At 47.3% G+C, this 22,175-nt stretch carries 16 protein-coding genes; 3 read left to right on the top strand and 13 right to left on the bottom strand.

What is annotated here, in order from left to right; all coding sequences use genetic code 11:
* Positions 1-2 precede the first annotated feature (2 nt).
* The 3 genes from BM367_RS07340 to BM367_RS07330 are packed head-to-tail and all read right to left on the bottom strand — an operon-like array spanning position 3 to position 4,384.
* Complete coding sequence (locus BM367_RS07340) at positions 3-1,721, bottom strand: glutamine--tRNA ligase/YqeY domain fusion protein (protein WP_245759928.1); 1,719 nt, start codon at positions 1,719-1,721, stop codon at positions 3-5.
* A gap of 41 nt (positions 1,722-1,762) precedes the next feature.
* Positions 1,763-3,031: a BamG family beta-barrel-assembly machinery protein gene (locus BM367_RS07335; protein WP_143103981.1), complete on the bottom strand. Its 1,269-nt coding sequence runs from the start codon at positions 3,029-3,031 to the stop codon at positions 1,763-1,765.
* 12 nt (positions 3,032-3,043) lie between these two features.
* The gene (locus BM367_RS07330; RefSeq protein ID WP_177224148.1) at positions 3,044-4,384 is read right to left on the bottom strand and encodes a DUF4270 family protein; all 1,341 of its coding nucleotides are present in this window, start codon (positions 4,382-4,384) and stop codon (positions 3,044-3,046) included.
* Positions 4,385-4,935: 551 nt separating this feature from the next.
* On the opposite strand from BM367_RS07330, the gene BM367_RS07325 reads away from it, so the two are divergent.
* The 3 genes from BM367_RS07325 (at position 4,936) to BM367_RS07315 (ending at position 7,550) form a co-directional block, all read left to right on the top strand.
* The gene (locus tag BM367_RS07325; protein ID WP_092459394.1) at positions 4,936-5,967 is read left to right on the top strand and encodes a Kelch repeat-containing protein; all 1,032 of its coding nucleotides are present in this window, start codon (positions 4,936-4,938) and stop codon (positions 5,965-5,967) included.
* A gap of 2 nt (positions 5,968-5,969) precedes the next feature.
* Entirely contained in the window at positions 5,970-6,365 is a 396-nt protein-coding gene (locus tag BM367_RS07320) for a DUF4907 domain-containing protein (protein WP_092459392.1), read from the top strand.
* A 120-nt stretch (positions 6,366-6,485) separates the two neighbouring features.
* Positions 6,486-7,550 carry an asparaginase gene (locus tag BM367_RS07315; RefSeq protein ID WP_245759927.1) on the top strand — a complete coding sequence of 355 codons (1,065 nt, stop codon included), beginning with the start codon at positions 6,486-6,488 and terminating at the stop codon, positions 7,548-7,550.
* A gap of 11 nt (positions 7,551-7,561) precedes the next feature.
* Here BM367_RS07315 and BM367_RS07310 read toward each other — a convergent pair whose 3' ends face one another.
* From BM367_RS07310 to BM367_RS07265, 10 genes are all read right to left on the bottom strand, one after another.
* Positions 7,562-8,659: a DGQHR domain-containing protein gene (locus tag BM367_RS07310; protein ID WP_092459388.1), complete on the bottom strand. Its 1,098-nt coding sequence runs from the start codon at positions 8,657-8,659 to the stop codon at positions 7,562-7,564.
* A gap of 87 nt (positions 8,660-8,746) precedes the next feature.
* The gene (gene merA, locus BM367_RS07305; RefSeq protein ID WP_222842588.1) at positions 8,747-10,429 is read right to left on the bottom strand and encodes a mercury(II) reductase; all 1,683 of its coding nucleotides are present in this window, start codon (positions 10,427-10,429) and stop codon (positions 8,747-8,749) included.
* Between the two features lie 12 nt (positions 10,430-10,441).
* Complete coding sequence (locus BM367_RS07300; RefSeq protein ID WP_177224147.1) at positions 10,442-10,834, bottom strand: heavy-metal-associated domain-containing protein; 393 nt, start codon at positions 10,832-10,834, stop codon at positions 10,442-10,444.
* Positions 10,835-10,869: 35 nt separating this feature from the next.
* Complete coding sequence (merTP, locus tag BM367_RS07295) at positions 10,870-11,550, bottom strand: mercuric transport protein MerTP (protein ID WP_092459384.1); 681 nt, start codon at positions 11,548-11,550, stop codon at positions 10,870-10,872.
* Positions 11,547-11,936, bottom strand: coding sequence for an ArsR/SmtB family transcription factor (locus BM367_RS07290; protein ID WP_092459382.1), 390 nt, complete (start codon positions 11,934-11,936; stop codon positions 11,547-11,549). Before BM367_RS07290 ends, merTP begins: the two co-directional genes overlap by 4 nt.
* A 209-nt stretch (positions 11,937-12,145) precedes the next feature.
* The gene (locus tag BM367_RS07285; RefSeq protein ID WP_092459380.1) at positions 12,146-15,091 is read right to left on the bottom strand and encodes a hypothetical protein; all 2,946 of its coding nucleotides are present in this window, start codon (positions 15,089-15,091) and stop codon (positions 12,146-12,148) included.
* Positions 15,092-15,094: 3 nt separating this feature from the next.
* Positions 15,095-17,311, bottom strand: coding sequence for a hypothetical protein (locus BM367_RS07280; RefSeq protein WP_092459378.1), 2,217 nt, complete (start codon positions 17,309-17,311; stop codon positions 15,095-15,097).
* Positions 17,312-17,419: 108 nt separating this feature from the next.
* The gene (locus BM367_RS07275; RefSeq protein WP_092459376.1) at positions 17,420-18,184 is read right to left on the bottom strand and encodes a LytR/AlgR family response regulator transcription factor; all 765 of its coding nucleotides are present in this window, start codon (positions 18,182-18,184) and stop codon (positions 17,420-17,422) included.
* A complete protein-coding gene (locus BM367_RS07270; RefSeq protein WP_092459374.1) occupies positions 18,157-21,084 on the bottom strand; it encodes a sensor histidine kinase in 2,928 nt (975 codons plus the stop codon). Before BM367_RS07270 ends, BM367_RS07275 begins: the two co-directional genes overlap by 28 nt.
* Positions 21,085-21,202: 118 nt before the next feature.
* Complete coding sequence (locus BM367_RS07265; protein ID WP_092459372.1) at positions 21,203-22,156, bottom strand: zinc-binding dehydrogenase; 954 nt, start codon at positions 22,154-22,156, stop codon at positions 21,203-21,205.
* Positions 22,157-22,175: the final 19 nt, after the last annotated feature.

Below are 22,175 nucleotides of genomic sequence, written 5' to 3'. Positions count from 1 at the left end.
TATCAGGATTGTTTTTTCATTTCCTTGGCCCAGGTGTCCTTGAGTGTTACAGTGCGGTTAAATACCAGATGATCGGCTGTAGAATCGGGATCTACACAGAAATATCCTTTCCGCAAAAATTGAAAACGATCTTCCGGCCGGGCTTTGGCCAGCGAAGGCTCTGCCAGTGCCCTGGAAACAATTTGCAGCGAATTGGGATTGATATAGTCCGTAAACTCGCCAGGCTGTTCATCCGGATTTTCCACTGCAAACAAACGATCGTATAGCCGCACTTCTACAGGTATGGCATGCGTTGCACTCACCCAGTGAATGGTACCTTTTACCTTCATGGCCGATTCATCATGCCCGCTGCGCGATTGCGGGATATATTCCGCGTAGATGGTTGTGATTTCACCCTGATCGTTTTTCTCAAAGCCGGTGCAGGTAATGATATAGGCGCTCTTCAGCCGTACCGACATACCGGGAGCCAATCGGAAATATTTCTTGGGTGGGTTTTCCATGAAATCTTCTCGTTCTATCCATAACTCCCGGGTGAATGGCACTTCCCGGGTGCCCGCTGTCGGGTCTTCCGGATTATTTTCCGTAGGCAGCCATTCCACCTGAGCTCCGGGATAATTGGTGAGCACCAGCTTCACGGGATCCAGCACCACCATGACCCGTTGTGCTATTTTGTTGAGATGCTCGCGGATACAGAATTCCAGCAGGCTTACGTCGATAATGTTTTCCCGTTTTTGCACACCTATCCGTTCACAAAAATCCTGAATGCTTTCGGGCGTATATCCCCTGCGGCGAAGGCCACGGATCGTGGGCATGCGCGGATCATCCCAGCCGCTTACATAACCTTTCTGAACCAACTGCAGCAGTTTGCGCTTGCTCATCACGGTGTACGTTAGGTTCAGCCGCGCAAATTCATATTGCCGGGAAGGAAAGATTTCTAACTTTTCAATAAACCAGTTGTACAAAGGCCGGTGATCCACAAATTCCAAAGTGCAGATCGAATGTGTGATACGCTCAATGCTGTCGCTTTGCCCGTGTGCAAAATCATACATGGGGTAAATGCACCACTTATCGCCAGTACGATGATGGCGCGCGTGCTTGATCCGGTACATGATAGGGTCGCGCATGTGCATGTTGGGGCTGCTCATATCGATCTTAGCCCGCAATACTTTTTCACCGTCGCGATATTTGCCTTCGCGCATTTCCTGGAACAGGCGGAGATTTTCTTCCACCGACCGGTTGCGATAAGGACTTTCAATGCCCGGTTCGGTAGGTGTACCTTTCATGCGGGCTATTTCTTCGGAACTGGAGTCATCCACATACGCCAAACCTTTGCGGATTAATTTGACGGCAAATTCATAAAGTTGTTCAAAATAATCCGAGGCATAACGCTCTCGTGCCCACTGAAAGCCCAGCCAGCGGATATCTTCCTTGATGGCTTCCACGTATTCGGTTTCTTCGGTTTCGGGGTTGGTATCATCGAAGCGCAGGTTGGTTTCTCCGCCGTATTTCTGAGCAATGCCGAAATTAAGTACAATGGATTTGGCATGGCCGATGTGCAGATAGCCATTCGGTTCCGGCGGGAAGCGCGTGAGTACTGACTGGCAGCGCCCCGTGCGAAGATCTTCTTCAACAATTTCTTCAATAAAGTTGCTGGCCTTCACTTCTTCCATAGGCATATTCTGAAAAGTAAGCAAAGGTAAGCGAAGAAACGCATTAGCCAAGCGCTATCCATGCACAGCGATGAACCCCTGCAACCGGCAGATCAGTAGAATTTTCTTTTCACAAACCAGATATCACGCAGGATGATACCCATGTGAAGCCTCACATAATTTTCGGTAATAAGTGTAGAGGATGTTCCCGGCCCGCCCTGCTGGCCGATTTCCAGGCCCAGGTTCAGGTTCAGGGTGTGCGGTGCATTGTAGATACCAAGTCCCAGTGAAACGTTGATATCCCTGAGCTGCTGGTTATTGATTTGCAGATAACTTTTGGTATAGTTAAATGCTCCCATGGCAACGATGCGATGCAGCCAGTCGCGTGAGTATATCGAATAATTTTGTTCAGGTTCATATTTGATACCGGCACCATAGCGGGTGCTATTGACCGTCTGTACGGCATTTACATTAGTAGATGCATCGCCCCATTTTTCATAAGCATAATCCAGGATAAAGCTCAGGCTATGCTGATAAGTAAAAGCAAGTCCACCCCGATATTGATCAGGCAGCCTGAAATCAGAAATCGGCGCATTGCTGAAAGATAGCGTATCAATACCACTTACTACTGTAACCTGGCTCTGAGCGTGCAAATACTGATGAGGAGCATAAGTGCCAGCCAGTACGTAATCCCAGTTAGATCCCAGTTTACCAAATATTTGTGCAGCATAGCTAACATGAAAATTCTGATAATAATCCTGCTCGCTGGAAGTCAGCAATGGTGTGTTTACATCATAGCCCGCAATTTCACTGCGGGTAATGTTGCCAAAGATGTATGACAATTTCACGCCGGCCGAAAAATGATTGCCAATCTTGAATCCATTGCCCCAATATACTTCGTTTAAACCTCCTGTGCCCTGAATAGTGGTGGAGATGGACTGCGTACCACCATTGTAAGTTTGGGTTTGCAGGATCTGATAACGCACTGTACTCAATGGTTTCAATCCAAATCCTGATCCCCACCAGTTGTTAAACTTAAAAGCCATATCAAACCGATCTATGCTGAAGTAACTGGCATTTGCAGTGGTATTGTTGTCTTTAAAAGTCGCACTGATGCCGGTAGCACCTGCCTCCAGCACAGCCAGCTGGCGTTGCATTCCGCTGAATGAGGCCACATTTGCATTGTTGGGATATTGATCGCTTCGCACAGCAGAAGTTGCATTGCCCAAACCCGACAACATTCCTTCTGTATTGTAATTGATTTCACCTATACCTAATGAAGAATAAGGAAAATTAGGTCTCACCTGTGCATGCAATGCAGATACCTGCATGCAGCAGATGCCAGCAATACATATAACAGCCAGTATGCTTCTCATCATCATGCCCTTGCGGATTTATCGAATCGTATAGATAAGCATTTGAACAGTGACCTGCATAGGATCCATATTGGTTTGCCGATCATTTACAATCAATCGTTGAAATGTAGTGTTATATGCAGGACGTGGAATCATCAGCATAAGCCGGGTACGCAGATTCAAATTGGTGATGCTAAGCTGATTTACCAAATAAGGAGTAATATCATACGTATAGTAAGAATTTCCGAAGGCAAAGTCCTGCACGAGATCACCATGTTGATAATTGCCACTGGAATTAAACAGGCTGTCCTGAATGGTGTAATAATCGGTAACCTCGGTAAGCGTTACCAGCGGTGGCAGCGGATTCCCTGGTGCATAAGTGCCCCGCAACGGTTTGACGATCAGTTTTGCACTTAATATGCGTGAATAGGTCCCAATTTGTTTTAAATTATCCATTCCCGGAAAACCAATCCTGACGGCCGTTCCAGCCAACGGTTGCAAAATAGCATAGTGGTGCGTGAGAGCTGAACTGATAAGCTTGTGCTGGCTGTTAATTCCTGCAAAAGGCGTTTGAGTTTTGTCCACATCCACATGATTGAATTGCAAACCTGTTTGTGTAATCTGAAAATCATTATAAAGGGGTGTTTTGGCATCAGTTTGATTGTGATAATACATACGGATATAGGTAGATGAATCTTTAGCTGCAAAACCCACAATAAGCTGATTGTTCCATCCTTTGATTACAAGTCCGGGCAAATAGTTGTTGATAAATGCATTATCTGAGTTGATAGTAGAAGGATTGTTGATGATGGCATTCAACCAGTTGATGCCCATCTGATCCGGCAAACGAATCAAGACCGAATCATTGCGATTGGGATAAACTCTCCCCGACCAGCTGGCCAAAGGCGTAAGCTGAAAAGGAAAAACCGTGGTATTATAAAAAGCAGCATGGGTACCCAAATCAAGTTGTCGTGTCAATGCATACACATTCAGGTGAAAAACCGAAGTTGTATCACCCAGATAATAATGATTGGGCTTCAGCACCAGGCAGAGGGAATCAAATACCACCTTGCTGGTGATGCTTTTCACAGCAGGCGCGCCAATGGCAAAATAGCTATACGTATCAATAGTCCCTGAAAGCGTATCACTATACGTACCTACCAGTGAAACACCCGTACCGGATGTGGGAATGGAATCCAGAAAAACTGTTTCCACCAGAGGCGTGAGCGTATCAATCTGCAGTACATTGGTATGCGAAGGGAAAAAGGTACCTCCCAACGCTGAAGTATCATTTTTGCAAGAACTCAGATACCACATGCCACTGGTGGCGATGGCAAGCGTGCATATCCAGCGAAAGGCGAAACCGTGTGATGACTTCATACATTTTGGCAATGGTGCAAAAGTAACAAAATACCATTCAAGCATCTGATATCGGTTCGGTATTTGCTTTTTTCTATTTTTTGATTCCGGGACTTACTTATTAAACCATCAGCACAGGAGCGGATAAAGCACAGACATGCCCGTCCACCCGGTAATTTAATACATCAGGCACACTTTTGAATAAGAACATCTTTTAAAAGGTTATCGTGGCCTTTAGAAAGAAATTTAACAATTCATAAACAAGCAAATCATGTTTTATTGGAAAACTACACCAAAAGCAGGCTGTAACAGGCTTGTAAGCAAGGAACACAATCGTATGCAGTATTTTATCAAATGAATATGATTTCCCGATATGCAACAACATGTTTTTTTAGTATTATTGCGCCTGATTTTTTGCGGACATGCAATTCGTGAGTATAATCAAAAAATTAACAACCTTCTGCGCAACGTTTCCTTCGGGAAATCGTTCTTATTTTCGTAATGCCGCTTTCTTTGCAATTGCTTTACCTTGCATATTTGTTCATTCAATACCATCATAAACACATTTGTTCATGAAGTCAACCTTATTGTACGGATATTTCGTTTTAGCGGGGGCCATGCTGTTTGCAGGCTGTCATAGCAGTTCTTCAACTGTTACCCTTGGTAACTGGATTCGGCGTTCTGATTTCAACGGCGTAGCTCGTAGCGGGGCTGTTTGCTTTGTAATCGGCGACACTGCTTATGTAGGAACCGGATTTGATGGAACCAACCGCCTGTCTGATTTCTGGAAATTCGATCCTACGGTAAATGGCGGATACGGCGGCTGGGTCCAGATTGCTGATTTTCCCGGATCTCCCCGAAATGGTGCCGTGGGCTTCGGTGTCAATGGCAAAGGTTATGTGGCTACAGGCTATGACGGTAATAATTATCTGAACGATTGCTGGATGTATGATCCAACAACCAACAGCTGGACACAAAAGGCCAGCATGCCTACCAACGGCCGTTTCGGAGCTGTGGCTTTTGCACTCAATGGTAAGGGATATATCACCACCGGCTATGATGGGAATTACCTGAAAGATTTCTGGGAATATGATCCCGTTGCGGATCAATGGATGCTGAAAGACAACAGTCTGGGCGGCAGCAAGCGGATGTATGCCATGAGTTTTGTGATTAACGATACAGCTTATGTGGTGGGTGGTGTTAACAATGGGTCTTTGGTAGCCGACTTCTGGGCGTATGATCCTTCGCAAGATATCTGGATCCGCAAAAGAGATATTGCCAACACCAGCTCAGCCTCCTACGATGATAATTATACATCCATTGAAAGGCAACAGGGTGCTGCCTTTGTGATCAACGATACCGCCTACATTGCTACCGGTATGGCCGGTTCAAACACCAATACCACCTGGCAATATGATCCGAAAACAGATCTTTGGCTGCAGCGCACCAATATTGAATTTCCAACCCGTGTAGGCGCTGTGGGGTTTAGCGTTAAAAACCGGGGCTTCATTGCGCTTGGTACCCCTTCACAGGGTAGTCTCATTGAATACGACGACCTGCGCGAGTTTCAGCCCAATGTTCCGGATAATACAACAGACGACTGATTATGGGGGAAAAAGAATCCTTTTTCCGTTCAACCCAAAAATATCGCATATTCACTTTCTCAGGCGCACTGGCATTGGTTGTGCTCATCATCATATTCATGCATACCTTCTTGCGCCATTCGTATTATCCTGCCTTATCTAATGGACAGGATTCTCTTTCCGTGCAGGTTATTGTCATGCATGTGGATTCGGGATGGGGCTATCAGATATGGATCAATAATCGCCCGTTTATTTATCAGAATCAAATACCTGCCATTCCCGGGCATCATGTGTTTCATAGCCGGGCTGATGCCATGCGTGTAGGTACACGTGTGGCTGGCAAAATCTTGCAACATGAGCCTCCTACCATTACCGTTGCAGAACTCCAGCAATTGGGTATAGCCGAGGCCCATCCTTGATTTAGTATTTCTCTATCTTTCCGGGCTGTTGATAGTTACATCATCCAAAGAATGCAATGAAAATTTGCATTTCTCCTAATCATAAAATCAGCAACTTTACTGCCTGAGATGACCAAACTGATGATCATATATACAGGCGGTACGGTGGGCATGATCTACGATGAAAAAAACAGATCGTTACGACCCATTAGCTTTGGAGAAATCCGGGATCACTTGCCGGAATTGTACAGACTGGGATATCATTTTTTCGTGCATCCGTTCAAACCACCGATTGACTCCTCCAATATGCATCCCGACCGATGGGTGGAACTGGTGGAAATTATCGAACAACATTATCACTATTACGATGGATTTGTGATTTTACATGGTTCGGATACCATGGCCTTTACCGCATCGGCATTGAGTTTCATGCTGGAAAACCTGAGCAAGCCTGTGGTGCTTACGGGTTCTCAGCTTCCCATCGGCCAGATCCGTACGGATGCAAAGGAAAACATCATCACAGCACTTGAAATTGCAGCCACCCGCATCAATGGCCATGCAGCCGTTCCGGAAGTATGCATTTATTTTGATTTTCAGCTGTTCCGGGGTAATCGTACCAAAAAATACAATGCGGAAAAATTTGAGGCTTTTTATTCCATGAACTATCCTCCCCTGGCCGAGGCTGGTATTACCATCAAATACCATCAGCCATTCATCCTGCCTCCTCCCACAGAACCTATCCGCTTTCACAAAAAGCTGGATCCACACGTAAGCGTATTAAAGATATTTCCCGGCATTACCCCTGAAACCGTTGATGCCATCTTGAACACGCCGCATTCACGGGCAATTATTCTGGAAACCTTTGGCAGTGGCAATGCGCCCACGGCTGCCTGGTTTATCCGAAGCCTGGAAAAAGCCATTAAAAAGGGTAAAATCATCCTGAATATTACGCAATGCGACGGGGGATCCGTGGAATTGGGTCGTTATGAAACCAGCGAAAAACTGCTGGAAATCGGCGTAGTGAGCGGTTATGATATGACGTTTGAGGCTGCCATCACCAAAACCATGTTTTTGCTGGGCCAGGATCTGAGCACGGAAGAAATCATCTGCTTGCTGCAAAGGCCTTTGCGCGGAGAGCTTACCTTGCCGGAAAGCACCAACAGTAAGGCCGTGCACAGTTATTGGACAAACAGCCCCTTATCCTGAATCTCATGTATTCATTGAATCAACCGCCAGAGCTCATTAAAGATGCGGCGGGTACGCTCCACCTGCCCCCTCGCAGCAAAACGCTCATAAAACCCATCCATCCTGAACCGGGGTTTTTCATTGGCCCATGGTTGCAGTCTTGCCTTCCAGCGTTCTACCCGATTTTCTTCTGGCAAGGCATCACCCTGCTGCACCAGTTCCACAGCCACCCGAATCATGGCCTTTAATGTAACGGGCTTTGTAACCATGTATCGTTCATGATCCCAGGCATCGCCCCATGTTGAAGATGCAGCCTTAAAGAAATCGCGCAATATGCGATACCGATCAGCAGCTTCCCGGCGCAATGCATGCCCATCACCTTCCCATCCTTTTGTCCAGCGCAGCAATTCATTAAACAATTCTGCCTGCAGCATCCATTTCTTTTGCTTGCTTCGCCCACCCAGTCGATTGATTCTGTATTGCATGGGGCTATCATCTTCTGCATACAGCATATCGGCAATGCGCGCTGCAAGTTTTTTGTCGGGCGAAGTCCAGGCAATTTTTTCATACAAATCCACCAGATGACTCTTGTTGATCCGGGTGGGTGTGCTGTTGATTACCACAAACATTTCAGTGGCAAAATCCTGCGTACGTCCATCAAAGATGATACAGGGTACATCCATATGGCGGGATTCTTCCGGATGTTTCAGCAGGTAAAAATGCAGCGCTGCCAGCCGATGCTGACCATCAATGATAATAAACGGCTCGTGCGGCTCATGCAGGTTGCCCATGTGTTCGAATCCGGATAAGGGTTCAAACATCAGTTCTTCCCGGGTGAATAACAGGACAGTGCCGGGTATAGGAGGCTGGCTTTCAGCTGTCTCATAGAAATTCTCAATAGCCCGAATTTTTAGTTGCGATGGTTCACGTTGAAAAGCTGTATCGCTCCGCTCGATTTTGGCAATGAACTGCTCTACCTCATCATGAGGCGATACACGGGATGCTTCCAGTACTTGCTGCTGTTCGCCGTAAAAACGACTCACAAATTTGACGTGTCGAAGCAAATCTTCGGCGGGATAAGCCACAAAATAAAATCGATTGTCCTTCTGGCAGATTTGTGTGGCAAGCATGAAGTAAACAGATTAGGGTTGTGAAATCAGCCGGCAAACTAAAAAAACTGATTTGAATTCACAACCCTATCACACAGCACCCGCAAGTTAGCTCGCACAACAGCTCAGTTTCTGCACATCTTTGCTGAAAGCGAGTGCGGCCAGCTTGATGCCTTCCTGCAGGGTCAGATAAGGGAACAATTGGGCAGCCAGCTCCTGGACAGGAATCCGATATTTCATGGCCAGGCTCAGCGTCATGATCAGCTCGCCTCCCTCGGGAGCCACCACCCGTGCACCCAGCAGCTGATCCGTTTCGGCGTGGCGGATGAGCTTGATGAAACCCCGGGTATCGCGGGCTGCCAGCGCACGCGGAATCTCACGGAGAGACAGCTTGCTAACCTCATATGGAATGCCCAACTGATCGGCCTGTGCTTCGTCCATCCCCACACCGGCCACCTGTGGATCGGTAAATATCACCCAGGGCAACACGCGATAATCAATAGCCTCCCGACCACCAGCAAAAGCATGATTGACGGCTATTTTGGCTTCATAAGCCGCCGTGTACACATACGCCGGGGTGTTGGCCACATCTCCGGCTGCATAGATATGCGGCACGGAAGTTTGCATAAAATCATTCACAGCAATATGTCCATTGCCGGCCAGCTGTACACCCACGGCTTCCAGTCCCAGCCCTTCCACATTGGCCTGAATACCGGTGGCTACCACCACGTGACCAGGTTCCAGGAAGGTATGCTGGCGTCCGTCAGGAAATTGTCCGGTTATCTGGATTCCCGCTGCTTTTCGTTCCAGCCGCTTTGCCCGGAAATTGGGCCATATTTCAATGCCCTCAGCCTGCATGTGCCGGGCGAGTTCCTCGCTGATGTCGGGTGTTTGGCTGCGCAGAATACGATCCGTAAACTCGATGATGCGAATTTTCACCCCCAACCGCCGGTAGGCCGTGGCAATTTCACAACCCACATAACCGGCACCCATGATGGTCAGGCTTTCAGGCTTTTCTTCCAGCTCAAACAGAGAACGATTGGTCAGATAACCTACCTCTTTTAATCCGGGAATATCGGGAATGCGGGGTCTGGAGCCGGTAGCCAGCAGAATCTTTTCTCCGGTATATCGCATTTTTTCATCCACCACCACCGTGTGCGAATCATCCAGCCGGGCATGACCCGAAAGGATTTTCAAATGTTCAAAATCCTGTACCACGTTCAGGTACTTCTGCTGCCTGAGCGTTTCTACTAACTGTTGCTTGTCGCGTATGACCCGTGGGAAATCAATATCGGCTCCCCGGGGCCTGACGGCATCGAAAAAGCTGTGCCGGGCATGAAAGGCGGCTTCCGCTGTGCGAATCAACGTTTTGGAAGGCACACAACCCACGTTTACACAGGTGCCACCAATGGGCAAGCCATCGTTGATCATCAGGGTTTTCAAGCCTAACTCCTCCGCCCGAATGGCGGCCGCAAACGCAGCCGACCCACCACCAATGATGATAAGCCGGTAATCGTATCCATTTTCTTCCTTCGGACTTACCAACAATCCGATATCCATCCGGCTTACCCGGTAGGAGGGAGTCTGATCGATCACCTGCTGGATTTGCTCGGGCCGAATCTGCTTGGGGTCAAACACGACGATGCCCTTGCCGGTGGGATAATCTACCCGTGCTTCTCTAACACCCGGCTGACGCAAGAGCAGCTTTTGGATGGTCGCAGCACAATGCGTGCAGGTCATGCCGGTAATATCCAGCTGTGCCGTTTGATGCTGTATTTCAGATTGAGCCATGGTGAATATCGTTTAGTGTTTTTCTGTACATGAAATCAGGGTGGCGGTATAGCCTAATTGCCGGATGGCCTGAATCATTTGTGGCGGCTTGATGCGGGCTTTATCGAACTGAACCAGCGCCCGATTGCCGGGATATTTCACTTCATCGGCATATACGCCGGCCATCTTACTCAGGGTATGATGGATCATCGAAGCGCAACCTGCACAATCCATTCCATGGATCTGCAAAACGGCAATGGTGGTATCGTTTGAAGTATGAATAGCGCGAGTAAACTCAGCTGCCAATAAGGACTGGCTTTGAGAAACCCATGCATGCGATCCGGCACAACGGGCATCCTGGCAAAGCCGGGGAGCTGCCCACAGCAGGGAACCGGATAAAAGAGCGGGGATGAGAAATGTTTTCATGACAAGCCTATTTAAAAATGAAACCATAAAGCGCTTCATCGCGTAACGACTTCCTGTTTTTCTACGGGATAACCGGTGGCCTTGATGACCGAATCTATTTGCGTCGGACCGGTCAGCCGGGGATCGAAATCAATCCAGGCTTTCTTTTTTGGATAGCTTACCCTCGCATGTAACACGCCGGGCACCTGCTTCACCTCATACTCAATACCTTTTGCACAGGCTTCACAATCCATGGAGGGGATCCACATCACCACATGTTGTACCTGAGTCGTATCGCGGGCCACAGCCACTAAAGCCCCTTGACTGGATGGTGAAGCAGGCCGTTGAGGCAATAAATAACCTCCATAATAAGGAAAGATTAGGGCCAGCGCGGCAAACAGGGTGATGAGTGCCAGAAAAGATGTGGATTGGAGGAAAGAGGTTCGGCCCGGCGTTTCGCAGGCACAATCAACATCGCCTGGCTTGGGGGAGGTTTCTCCGGTCATGATGCCGGCACGCCGGCCTGCTTTCTTGCGAAGATGCTGATACCAGGCCAGCCCCAGGACAACAACCGTGATTCCAATCAAATAAGGTCGGGCCGGCGCCAGCCACGAAAAAGTAGAAGCCAGTCCCGCACTACCGGCTACAATGGCCAGAATAGGCGTGATACAACACAGCGATGCAGCTATAGCCGACAATACCGTGAGTCCAACCAGCGATTTGTTTACGTTTTTCATGGCAAGACTTGTTGAGTATTAGCGGTGGATGTTTTTTCGAGATAGGCGAAAAAAGGCTGCAAAAGCGGCATATGCTCCGGTGCAATCCGGTAAAAAATGGTTTGTGCTGCCCTTCGGGTGAGCACCAGGCCGGCATCTTTCAGCTTGCGCAAATGTTGCGACACCGCTGGAATGCTCATGCCCAGCATATCGCTCAGATCACAGGGACAAAGCTGTTCTTCCGCGTACAGCAAATACAAAATCTTCAGTCGCACTTCATTGCCGCACAGAGCAAGAATGCGACTCAACGTTTGAATGGGCTGCTCGGCTTGTTGCAGCTTTGCCTTCCCATCGGCAATCTGCCGGGGATCCGCATATACCCGAATACAGGAAGTTGTCTTGCGCATAGTGATTAAGGTTTAAATTTACGTGTCCCAAAAGTATAAATTTCTTATTTAAGAAAAAACTTAAATAATGAAATTAACAAATCATCAAGAGTGTCGTTAAAAATAAAATTGCTACCTATGAAAATAGGTAGCGTTCACAAGAAAATGATTAAACCACCTGCAAATCAAAAGTCAAGCATCTTTGGAAGCAACCCGGCAGCGTTCATATCCTACTTTTTTTGAGGTATATTAAAATACCCGCAAACCGTTTTCTGGCATATCCGGCATTCCACATCTTTCACTTCCACCAACAGGCAGAAATACACGCGGCTGGTGCAACAGGGAATCTGCAGCACAGACGGGAAAACCAGGGAGATGGGAATGTGTACGCCGGAAGCCAGCATCACTGGGTTGCCCAGCGACCATTGGAGCTGTTGGTTGACAAAGGGCGGATTCGGATTTTGTAACACCAGTGGTCCGCCGGCACTGCCGTTGAGGGAGGTTAACGACGAAGTCAGGTGCATGACAGAATCACCTAATGATGGTGGCTTACAATCCGAATAACTGTACTGCACATGATAATCCATCAAGCTGATGTTCACCTCCTGAATAGGCAGATTGCCGGCTGCCAGATACAGATCGAAGTTGGCCTGCGTGGTAGTGAAACCCATGGGCTGAAGCTGCCATTGCAGTTTTTCCAGTTCACAGCACAGGCTATTTTTCACGCACACGGGTCCATCTTCATCCTGTATGGTTTGATGTACCGCATCGGTGGTGGTGCCTTTGCCCCTGGCCAGCGGATTGCAGCATTGGGCCGAGGTATCCTGCGGGTTGCGCTTGACATTTAATATCAGTACAGCACATTCGCCTGGCTGAATCGTTGCCGAAGCAGGAAAATTGAAATTAGGTGCTGAGCAAGATATCCCGCTAATAGGCTGCTGTTGTCCTTGTGCGGTAAGTATATACCCACTGCAGCCCTGCAGCTGCACACAGCCCGGCAATGCATCCCACACCTGCAGATTGTTCAGCGCCACGCTGCCCACATTGCACAAAGAAATCTGATACTGGAAGATCTGACCGGGATTTACAAAACCTGTCGTGCCCCACTGCCCGTTCACGCCCACTTTTTTGCTCACGTCAATTTTAGCTAACCGCATTACATTATACGGCACACCGGAAGAAATATTCCAGCCACTACCGGTAAGCGTAGCCGTGTTTGTGTCATTGCCAAACGACTGGGGCAAAACCACCGCATCGAACTGGATTACCAGATAATAAGCGCTGTCCAGATAACAACTGCCGGGCATGCCGTTGATTGTCCAGCTCAGGTTTTGATTGCCACTGCCGGTGTAATTCACCCAGCTGGGTTGTGTAGTATCAGGCTGAGACCAGCTGGGCGAGCAGGTCCAGGGATAATAAATGTTGAAAGCTCCCATGCCATGTTGATAATGGATGCTGCCCGGCACCAGTTGCAGGTTTTGCGGACTTCCCAGGAAATCCTGCACATTCACCGGCCCTAAGGGCGCCTGACCATGGTTGATGATGACGATCTGGAAAGGAATTACATCCCCTACGTTGAAAGACGATTGTCCGTTGCGGATGCATTTTTTGATGAATGGAATGGCTTGAGGGGGCCTTACATAGAAGGTATCGCAAGCCGTAGCTGCCCCATGATACTGTCCACCAGGAATGGGCACTCCACAGGCGTTCACTGTATCCGAAAAGCTGGCATTGGTGTAATTCAGGTGCGCACAATTTTGAATCAAGGTACCGGCAGGAGCTGTGATGGTGAATTTCACGGTGATATCCACGCATTGATTGGTGATGACCTGGCCCGGTGTGGTGCTAAACACAAATCCGGATGGGGGAGAGCTGAAAGTATAAGTCTGAGAGCCGCCTGAAAAGGGAAATGTTGAACTTCCCACCTGCAGCTGGCCACTCACGGGCGAGCTTACGGTGATAGATGTGACCTGTATACCTGCCGGGAAGGTATCACGGATCACCAGTGAATCGAGCGGGACATTGCTTCCACAATTGCCACAGGCCCGGATGACATACAAACCCTCACAGCCCTGTGCCCAGTTGATATAATTAGCGTTCGGTCTGAATTTACTGAAGCAAACCCCGTAATTGGGTTCTTTGACCAGCGTCACCGTATCACAAGCCTGACCTGTGGCTGAAGCGCAACAAAAAGATTTAGGAGGAATGAGAATAGGACCACCAGCCGGTGAGGTGGGTAAAGGTCTGGCTAAAGTATTGGTGGAATCTGGTTGGGTAATCTCCCTTGCCGAAGGGTTTGCCGGATTGGGATTTGCAGGACCGGTAGAAATTGTGGGTTTACCTAAGCAAAAACTATAATTCACGCAATTCTGCACCAGGGTACCCGCCGGGTCACACATTTTTGTCCACACGTCGTAAATCACATAAGTATTGTACACAGAGATGGTACCGGTATTCCAACTGGCGGTGGACGTACCCAGGCCTGTTACTGAAATTCCGGGAACACTGCTGATGATATTGCTACCCGTGATCTGATCGGTGATGGTGCCGCTGTAAATATTCAAATCGCCGATACCCGGATTGGGATTGGTGTTCTGGATCACAATCCGCCACAACACATATCCGCCCGACAGATTGCCCCACACGCGCTGTTTGCTTACCTTCCAGTAATTCTTGGCAATGGCTTTGAGCGACACATTCAGTACGCAGCTATCGGTCTTGTTGCCACAGGTTGTTTTAATGATAATTTTAAATGTGCCCAACTCGCCATTGCAGGTGGTACCGGGCAAAAAATGAAAGGGGATATTGAGCCCATATCCATTGGTGGTGGGAATAGGTGATGGATTGCTGAACACGGGCGGATTGGAGGAAGTCTGCCCAAACGGGTACGGCGTAGATGCGGGTTGAGTACCTAAGGTGATATTATTGGAAGTCTGAATCTGCACTACATATCCGGAACAATTTTGATTGCCCAGCCCTGGCAGCGTGATGTTGAGGTTGAAATCTTTTCCCGACTCAATGCTGTCGAGCGGACTGCCTGAGCTGCTCACCAGCGTGGCGGTTACCGGATGACCCGGCTGCAAATTGCAGCTGGCCTGCCATTGTTGAGCAAATACCCAAACGGGCTGTACAGTTGCTAATAAAATCAGCAGATATCGAGTAACCCATTTTTTCATAGCTTATGGCTTTTGAGGTGTGGAGTTCGAAAATTGCAAACAGATGGTTTTGGTACAGAACCGGCAGGCATCGTAGTACACTTTCACCTCCAGGCATAGTTGATATTGAATCTGGCAACAGGAAGGATCCAGTCCGCTGCTGGCCGCAGGCAGGCTCACCACAAGATCAAATGGTACCGGTGTATTGGCTAGCACGGGCGAGGGGCTCACCCACTTCAAAAGCTTGAACACATTGGGATTGCCTATCGGCACATTGCCAAATATCAATCCGGAGCTGCCGCCATTAACCGTAGTACCCGCGCTCACAATCATGCCATCATGCTCCACACTATCGACTGTTGCACAGCCGCCCGGCTGAGCAGTGAAAGAAAACGACTGAATGGAAAATTCCAGGGCATATATGGAATGAGAGGTCACCTGCACGGCTCCCGTAATGTCAAACAAATGCGGATTGGTGGCTTGCATTTGCACCTGTGGATTATTGATTTGGATATCCATGCTGTCGCAATCCCTGCAAATGCAAACTGGCAGAGAATCCTGGGAGAGAATATTCACGGTATTGTTTAATGGATCACTCCAATTGCCATTCAGCTGAAAGGTAGCGCTGGTCTGACTCAAGCTGGCAGGAGAATAGGTAAAACTAAGACAGCCCGTTGAATTGGGGGTAAGGGTAAGCGGCAGCGTGGAGATACTGCTGATGCTCCCTCCCGAAGTGGATGTCAGGCTGGTATATGTGGCATTGCATCCGGAAGTGCCATTGGTAGGGGTATTGGTCAGGCATATCGTGACGTGATATTTGGGTAAACCCGATTGCACGTCCCAGCCATCGCATTCTATGTGGATGCTATCGCTCACCGTGCCACAACTGGCCGTCTGCACGGAATACAGAGGCTGACCCGAAGAAGTACCCGTGGTGGTTTCGGTAACCTTCCAGCTATAGTAGGTATTGCGGTTGATTTGCCGCATGGCTGCGCGCTCTGTTTCAGTGAGCCGGTAAGGACGGCCGGGTTGTACGCTTGCACCTACCACACGTTGTTCCACCCCTCCGCGATCGTTCAGCTGAAACACTTCCAGCAGATACTGCGCGTCGGCCGGGGGCTGGCCTACCACATGCCATTGGAAAGGCGGTATGGCATCGGCACTGCGAAACACAGCATGAGGCCTGGGCTGATCCAATACAATCTGAAAACCTTGTTTTCCCTCCTGGGGTGCACCACCGGGAGATTCCACCCGATACCGGGGACTTTTGTTCTTAATCACCAGTCGCCCTGTTTGCGGGCTTTCCATACGATATCGTGAACTCTTATTTTTGATACAAAGCGATAATCCAATCTGGCCCTGAAAAAAGCTATGGGGAATGGAATAAGATTTCTCCACAAAAGGTGCGATTTGCCCGTTGCTCAGTTGATAGCGAATTTCATCGGGCGACATACTAAAATCTACTTTTGAGATGTCGCGTTCTCTCACCTGGAATGTATAGGATTGTTGCCAGAAATAGCCCGCTTTTACATACAGCCCCAGCGGAAAATGCGCAAAGGGGTACCACTTCAGGCGAATATTCCCCTGTGCACCAGCCCGAAGCTTATGAAAATCTGTGCCCACATGATAATCCTGATACAATGTGTTCTGGCCCGGATCGCCCTGCTGGAATTGCGCTGGTTTGTTCTGCACCAGTGCAGGGCCTGCCTGGATTCCCACAAGCCAGGACTCGCCGCCCAGGCGCAGCTCCGGCCCCAGCGAAAGCGCATATAAGTTCCAGTTCTTCCGGGTATTCTGGATAGCAGCAAAGCTGCTCACCTGCTGTTCATGGCCGTCGAGCAAATGGTGCGGTGTCAGGATATAATCATTCACATGCAAATCCAGGGCCCATACGGGTTTGTGCGTGTTCAGCACACGCGCTGCATCGGCCTTGGTAAGTTTGGGTTTAGTGGCTCCGAGAGGAAATGAAACCCCCAGTTCAGGCTGCAACGCCTGGCTGGATTGCATGCCTGGCACCGAGCTCAAACTTCCCAAAGGAGTTCCATATAATTCGATGGCCTGTCGGGAATTTTGCTTCGGTTGCGCAATAACCATCCCCCGGCGGATATCTTTTTTTTCAATACCCCGGGTATTTGATTGTCCCAAACAATAAATAGGATTAACAAACAATGTGCAGAAAGGCGTTATCCAGAATAAGCCACTGATGCGGCTTTTTTTAAAAAAAAGAGCAAACACGTTCATAGGCAGTGGTTTAGCCAAAACAGGTTCGTGCAAAAATGTTAACCCCCTGCTCTATGAAGAAATCAAATTGTATATCCGGATAAGGAAATTATATAACTGGTCAGCTGTTCACGCCTGCATGAATTTCTGAAAAGCATGGATAAAATTTTTTTTCTGCCGCCTCGAAACAGGTAATCTCATCCCGTTGCGCATGCTCACCTCTGCATCCAGCCCATCGGCAAAACGAATCACATGATGAAGATTAATCAAATACCGATGATGAATCCGGCAGAAATGCAAAGCATTCAGCTCCTGTTCAAACCTGCCTAATTGCTTGCAAATCAGGTATTGGCTCCCATTGAGCAAATGTACCTTTGTATAATTACCCATGCTTTCCAGAAAAACAATATCCAAACTGCTTACAACAACGCATTCCCGGCCCACGGATAAGATCAGTTTATCTGCCCCGTAGCCTGCAGTCCCGGTTGCTGCATGCATCGGTTCATGAACAAAAAATTGTTTTTTAAGCTGAATATGCTCCACCACACGGGTCACACACGAAATAAATTTTTCCGTTTGAATCGGTTTGGTCAAATACCCGGAAGCATGAAAATCAAAAGCTTTTAATGCATATTCTTCATAAGCTGTAATGAAAATGATTTCCGGAGCTGTATGTGGCAAATGCTGCAACAAAGAAAAACCATCGCATTCGGGCATATGAATATCCACAAACAACAAATCGGGAAATAAATGCTTCAGCTGAAGCAAAGCTGATTGAGGATCGGTATGTGAGCCTATTACTTCCACTTCCGGAAAATGATTCTTTAGCATAGACTCAACCAGCCTGATACTTCTGAATTCATCATCTACGATATAGCAACTGATGGTTGACATAAGGCAACAGCATGTTGAACAGGAATTTCAAAAACTGCAACGGTAAACGATTGATCGGCATCAGTCTTTCGTTGCAAATCAAAACGGATATGATGCCATTCGGCCCGCTTGCGCGTAATTTCCAGGCCTTTTCCTGCAACGGATGTTTTGTGCATAGATATTCCTGGACCATTATCCATAATTTCTATGCGGCAAGTTTGTTCATAGAAAGAGATACAAATTTTAACCAATCCTCGCTTAGTTTTTAATTTTCGGATGCCATGCTTCACCGCATTTTCTACTACAGGCAGCAGCAGCATGGCAGGTATTCCTACGCTGGCTATTGCTTCATGATTTTCAATTTCAATATGATATTCAAATTGATCACCGAATCTAAGCTTCTCCAGTTCAAGATATTGGGAAAGATAGGTTAACTCCTGATGCAATGAAACGATAGCATCATATCGCGTGTAGAGCGTAAAGCGCAATAATGCACTGAATCTATCCAGATAAGCATTGGCTTGTTTGAAATCATTTTCATACATCATTTGCTTGATGGCATTGAGCGTGTTAAAAATAAAATGCGGATTAATCTGTGCACGCAACATTTGTGTTTCCAGTTCGGTAATTTTCTTTTCTTGCTCAAGCTGGGCCATCCGCCTACGATGTTTTTTGCTGTAGATTCGCCATAAAAGAAATGCAGCCATAATCAATATTGCCAGAATCAGAGCAAACCAAAAAATGGGTTTTGTAAAAAACGGAGCCCGGATCTCAAAAGATTCGGTGGCTGTCAGAGCAGAAGGCATTCCATCTCTGCGGATAGCCTGTACTTCGAGCTTATATACGCCCGGAGGTAATTCGTACAAATAAATCACGGGATTTTTTGTGAATATCCAGTGATGATTGTTTAACCGATATCTGAACCATATCGCCGGTAGGCCCGAATAATCAATTGCAGATAAATCAAAACGAATGAAGTTTTCTTTGTAAGACAGAACCACATGTTTATCCAGTGCAGCATATTTATGTCTTCCGGTTTGCATATTCATGATATACACCGGGATGTCGTGTGCAGGAATTGTGAATGATGCCGGGAAATAGCTGATACCATTGGATGTAGCTATAAACAAGTTATGCCCATAACGTTGAATATCGTTAATCTGTTCACCTGCCAATCCATCGTACACCGAAAAAAACGTAGTGTACACATGAAGTTGAGGGGCCGAATCAACATGAATCTTTCCCAGACAATTGTTTGTTCCAACCCATATATCGTTTTCATCGGCATACAAGCACTTGATAATATCACCGGGGAAGTGTTCGCTGGTTTTGATTAAAAACCTGATATTTTTATTTTGAAATGCCAGCAGCGAATCCCCACCGTAGGCTACCCAAATCCATCCTCTGCTATCGCGAGTCAGAACCTGAATTTTCTGTTGTCCTATGCAACCATGCATATTCATTTTCGTCAAGCGTCCATGTTGCACATGGTACAATCCATCGTCACTTCCTACATAACATTCATTGCTTGTAAGAGGAGCAATGGCTGTAATTCTTTTACCGGATGCTACAAGATGTATATCATATCTGCCGCGATGATACCTGAGAAGGTATAAATAGCCATGTGAACCCAACCAATACGTACTATCATCAACCCGTGCAGCAACTTTAAATCCGAAATATTGCGGAAAAATCCGTACAGGATTTTTGCCGGGATGAAGCTGATACAATCCTGTTTGCGAAACAATCAGAAAATAGGGATCGTTATAAAATATTTTTCTGATCCATGCATCCAAATTAGGATGGGTGGTCAAAATTTGTTTGGAAAGATGAGCAACCTGCTGATCTTGCTGATATGTCCAGAAAATGCATTCACCCTGGTTATTTCCGGCCACTATGCCATTGTCGAAAGGCAAGATGCAATTAAGATTCGAAACATGTGGAGCTGATGGTGGAAAAAAAGACTTGATATATTGTTGACGCAGTTGAATCAAACCTTCTTCTTTGGTGCATATCCATATTAATCCATCGCCCCGATCATATACTTCATTTGCAGAAGCATTTTGCCAGATTTTACGCTGTATTTGTAAGGAAACGGGATTAATCAGATAAATTTCTCCCTGCAATGTAGTAGCATATAATCCATCGGGAGCCTTATCAATCTGCCGGATGGAAAATGGAAATTTCTTTCGGAATGCAATATTACCTGTTTGAATATCTAATTGCAATAATGTAGAATCTGTACCACAAAACATGATATTTTCCCGGCTCACTGCAAAGCGAACCTGGATGGGAAGTGCAGATGCAAATAGCAATTGATGATTTTGCAACATCAGATATTTATCGGATAGCAATACACCATACCGGTTAGCAGGCAGTTTGACAATTTGATAGACAAGGGTATGGAAATCAAAGCTATCCATGATTTGCCTGTATCTTGTATGGACGATATACACCCGTCCATGAATATCACATAAGGCAATTTCGGATTGGGAAAGCACAAATGCCCGATAACTTCTGAAATCCCGTGCGGCCAGGGAAGGCAATACATAAAAATGATCGGTTTGCCAATCATAATACACCGGAGGTTTTTGAAATGGCAATGCCCAAATTGTGCCGATGCTATCCATGGTTGTATTCAGCACATCCAGGTCGGGCAAGCCATCCTGGATACCATAGCGACGGAATTGAAAGCCATCGAAGCGAGCAATTCCATTTTCAGTGGCAATCCATAAGAAACCACGCTTATCCTGTACACAACCATAAAGTGATTGAGCTGGTAAACCCTGGCTGAGTGAAAAATACCGGGCAGAAAGATTTATGGGATTAGCCGGCAATGACTTGTCAGGCTCTTGCGCATAACTATTATTCCACAGAAAACAAGCTAACCCAATAATGCAGATCAGTAGTAAATTTTTCATCAACTCACACAATGATTTATTTTATGAATTCAAAAGAAAATTACTGCTTTTATCTGTAAAAAAACAGCCCTCTGTTGAGGGCTGTCATGAAGGAAGCATGCAATATCAGTTCGCAATACTAAAAGGTAAGTACGATTTTCCCCCGGCCATGGGCCTGATCCATACGTTCGTGTGCTTTACGCAGATTTTCTGCAGAGAAGGGCATTACCTCATCAACCCACGATTTGGCCTTGCCCCATTCAAACAGGGGGGTCATTTCTTCCAGTCTTTTGCGTTCGCGGGTCAGAAACACGCCATGCAAGGTTTGATTGTGATGATAAAGTGGTGCTAGATTACCGGCGGGTGGCAGAATGCACGCCAAACGTCCGAAAGGCTTTACCAGATTCAGAATGCCACCAATCACCGGGTTACCCTGGATATCAAAAGCTGCATCCACGAGCTTGCCTCCTGTGTATGCCAGTATTTGCTGATGAGCCTGTTCGTGGTGATAATCTACCACAAAATCGGCTCCCACCATACGCACAAACTCGTGATTATGGGCACTGGCAGTGGCAATCACACGAGCGCCTGCCGCACGGGCAAATTGTACAGCAAACGATCCCACCCCTCCGGCTGCAGCAGTAATCAACACGGTTTCGCCAGGTTTAACCTGCAACCGTCTCACAACTGCTTCCCAAGCCGTACCTCCGGCCAGCGGAATAGCGGCTGCTTCTTCAAATGTAATTCCACGTGGCTTTCGGGCTAATATGTTAGCTGGCACGGAAGTAAACTCCGCATAAGTACCCCGTGGATTGCCGTGAATCTGTGGTGTATAAAACACTTCATCGCCCACGCGAAATTCGGTAACCTGTTCCCCTACGGCCTCCACAACTCCGGCAGCATCATAGCCCAACACCGCCGGCAGAGAAATGCCCGCCCAGGTACCATTGGCGCGAATTTTGGCATCCACTGGATTTACCGATACTGCTACATTGCGCACCACAACCTCATCTGGTGCGGGTTTGGGTTTAGGCAAATCAGTAAGCTTCAGCTGGTCAACCCCACCAAATTGTTCAATGATAACGGCTTTCATAACATGCAGGTTTTAAGAT

It is taken from the genome of Thermoflavifilum thermophilum (genome assembly GCF_900116565.1).
GTDB classification, from domain to species: Bacteria; Bacteroidota; Bacteroidia; order Chitinophagales; family Chitinophagaceae; genus Thermoflavifilum; species Thermoflavifilum thermophilum.
This window is presented reverse-complemented; position numbering and strand designations above follow the sequence as displayed.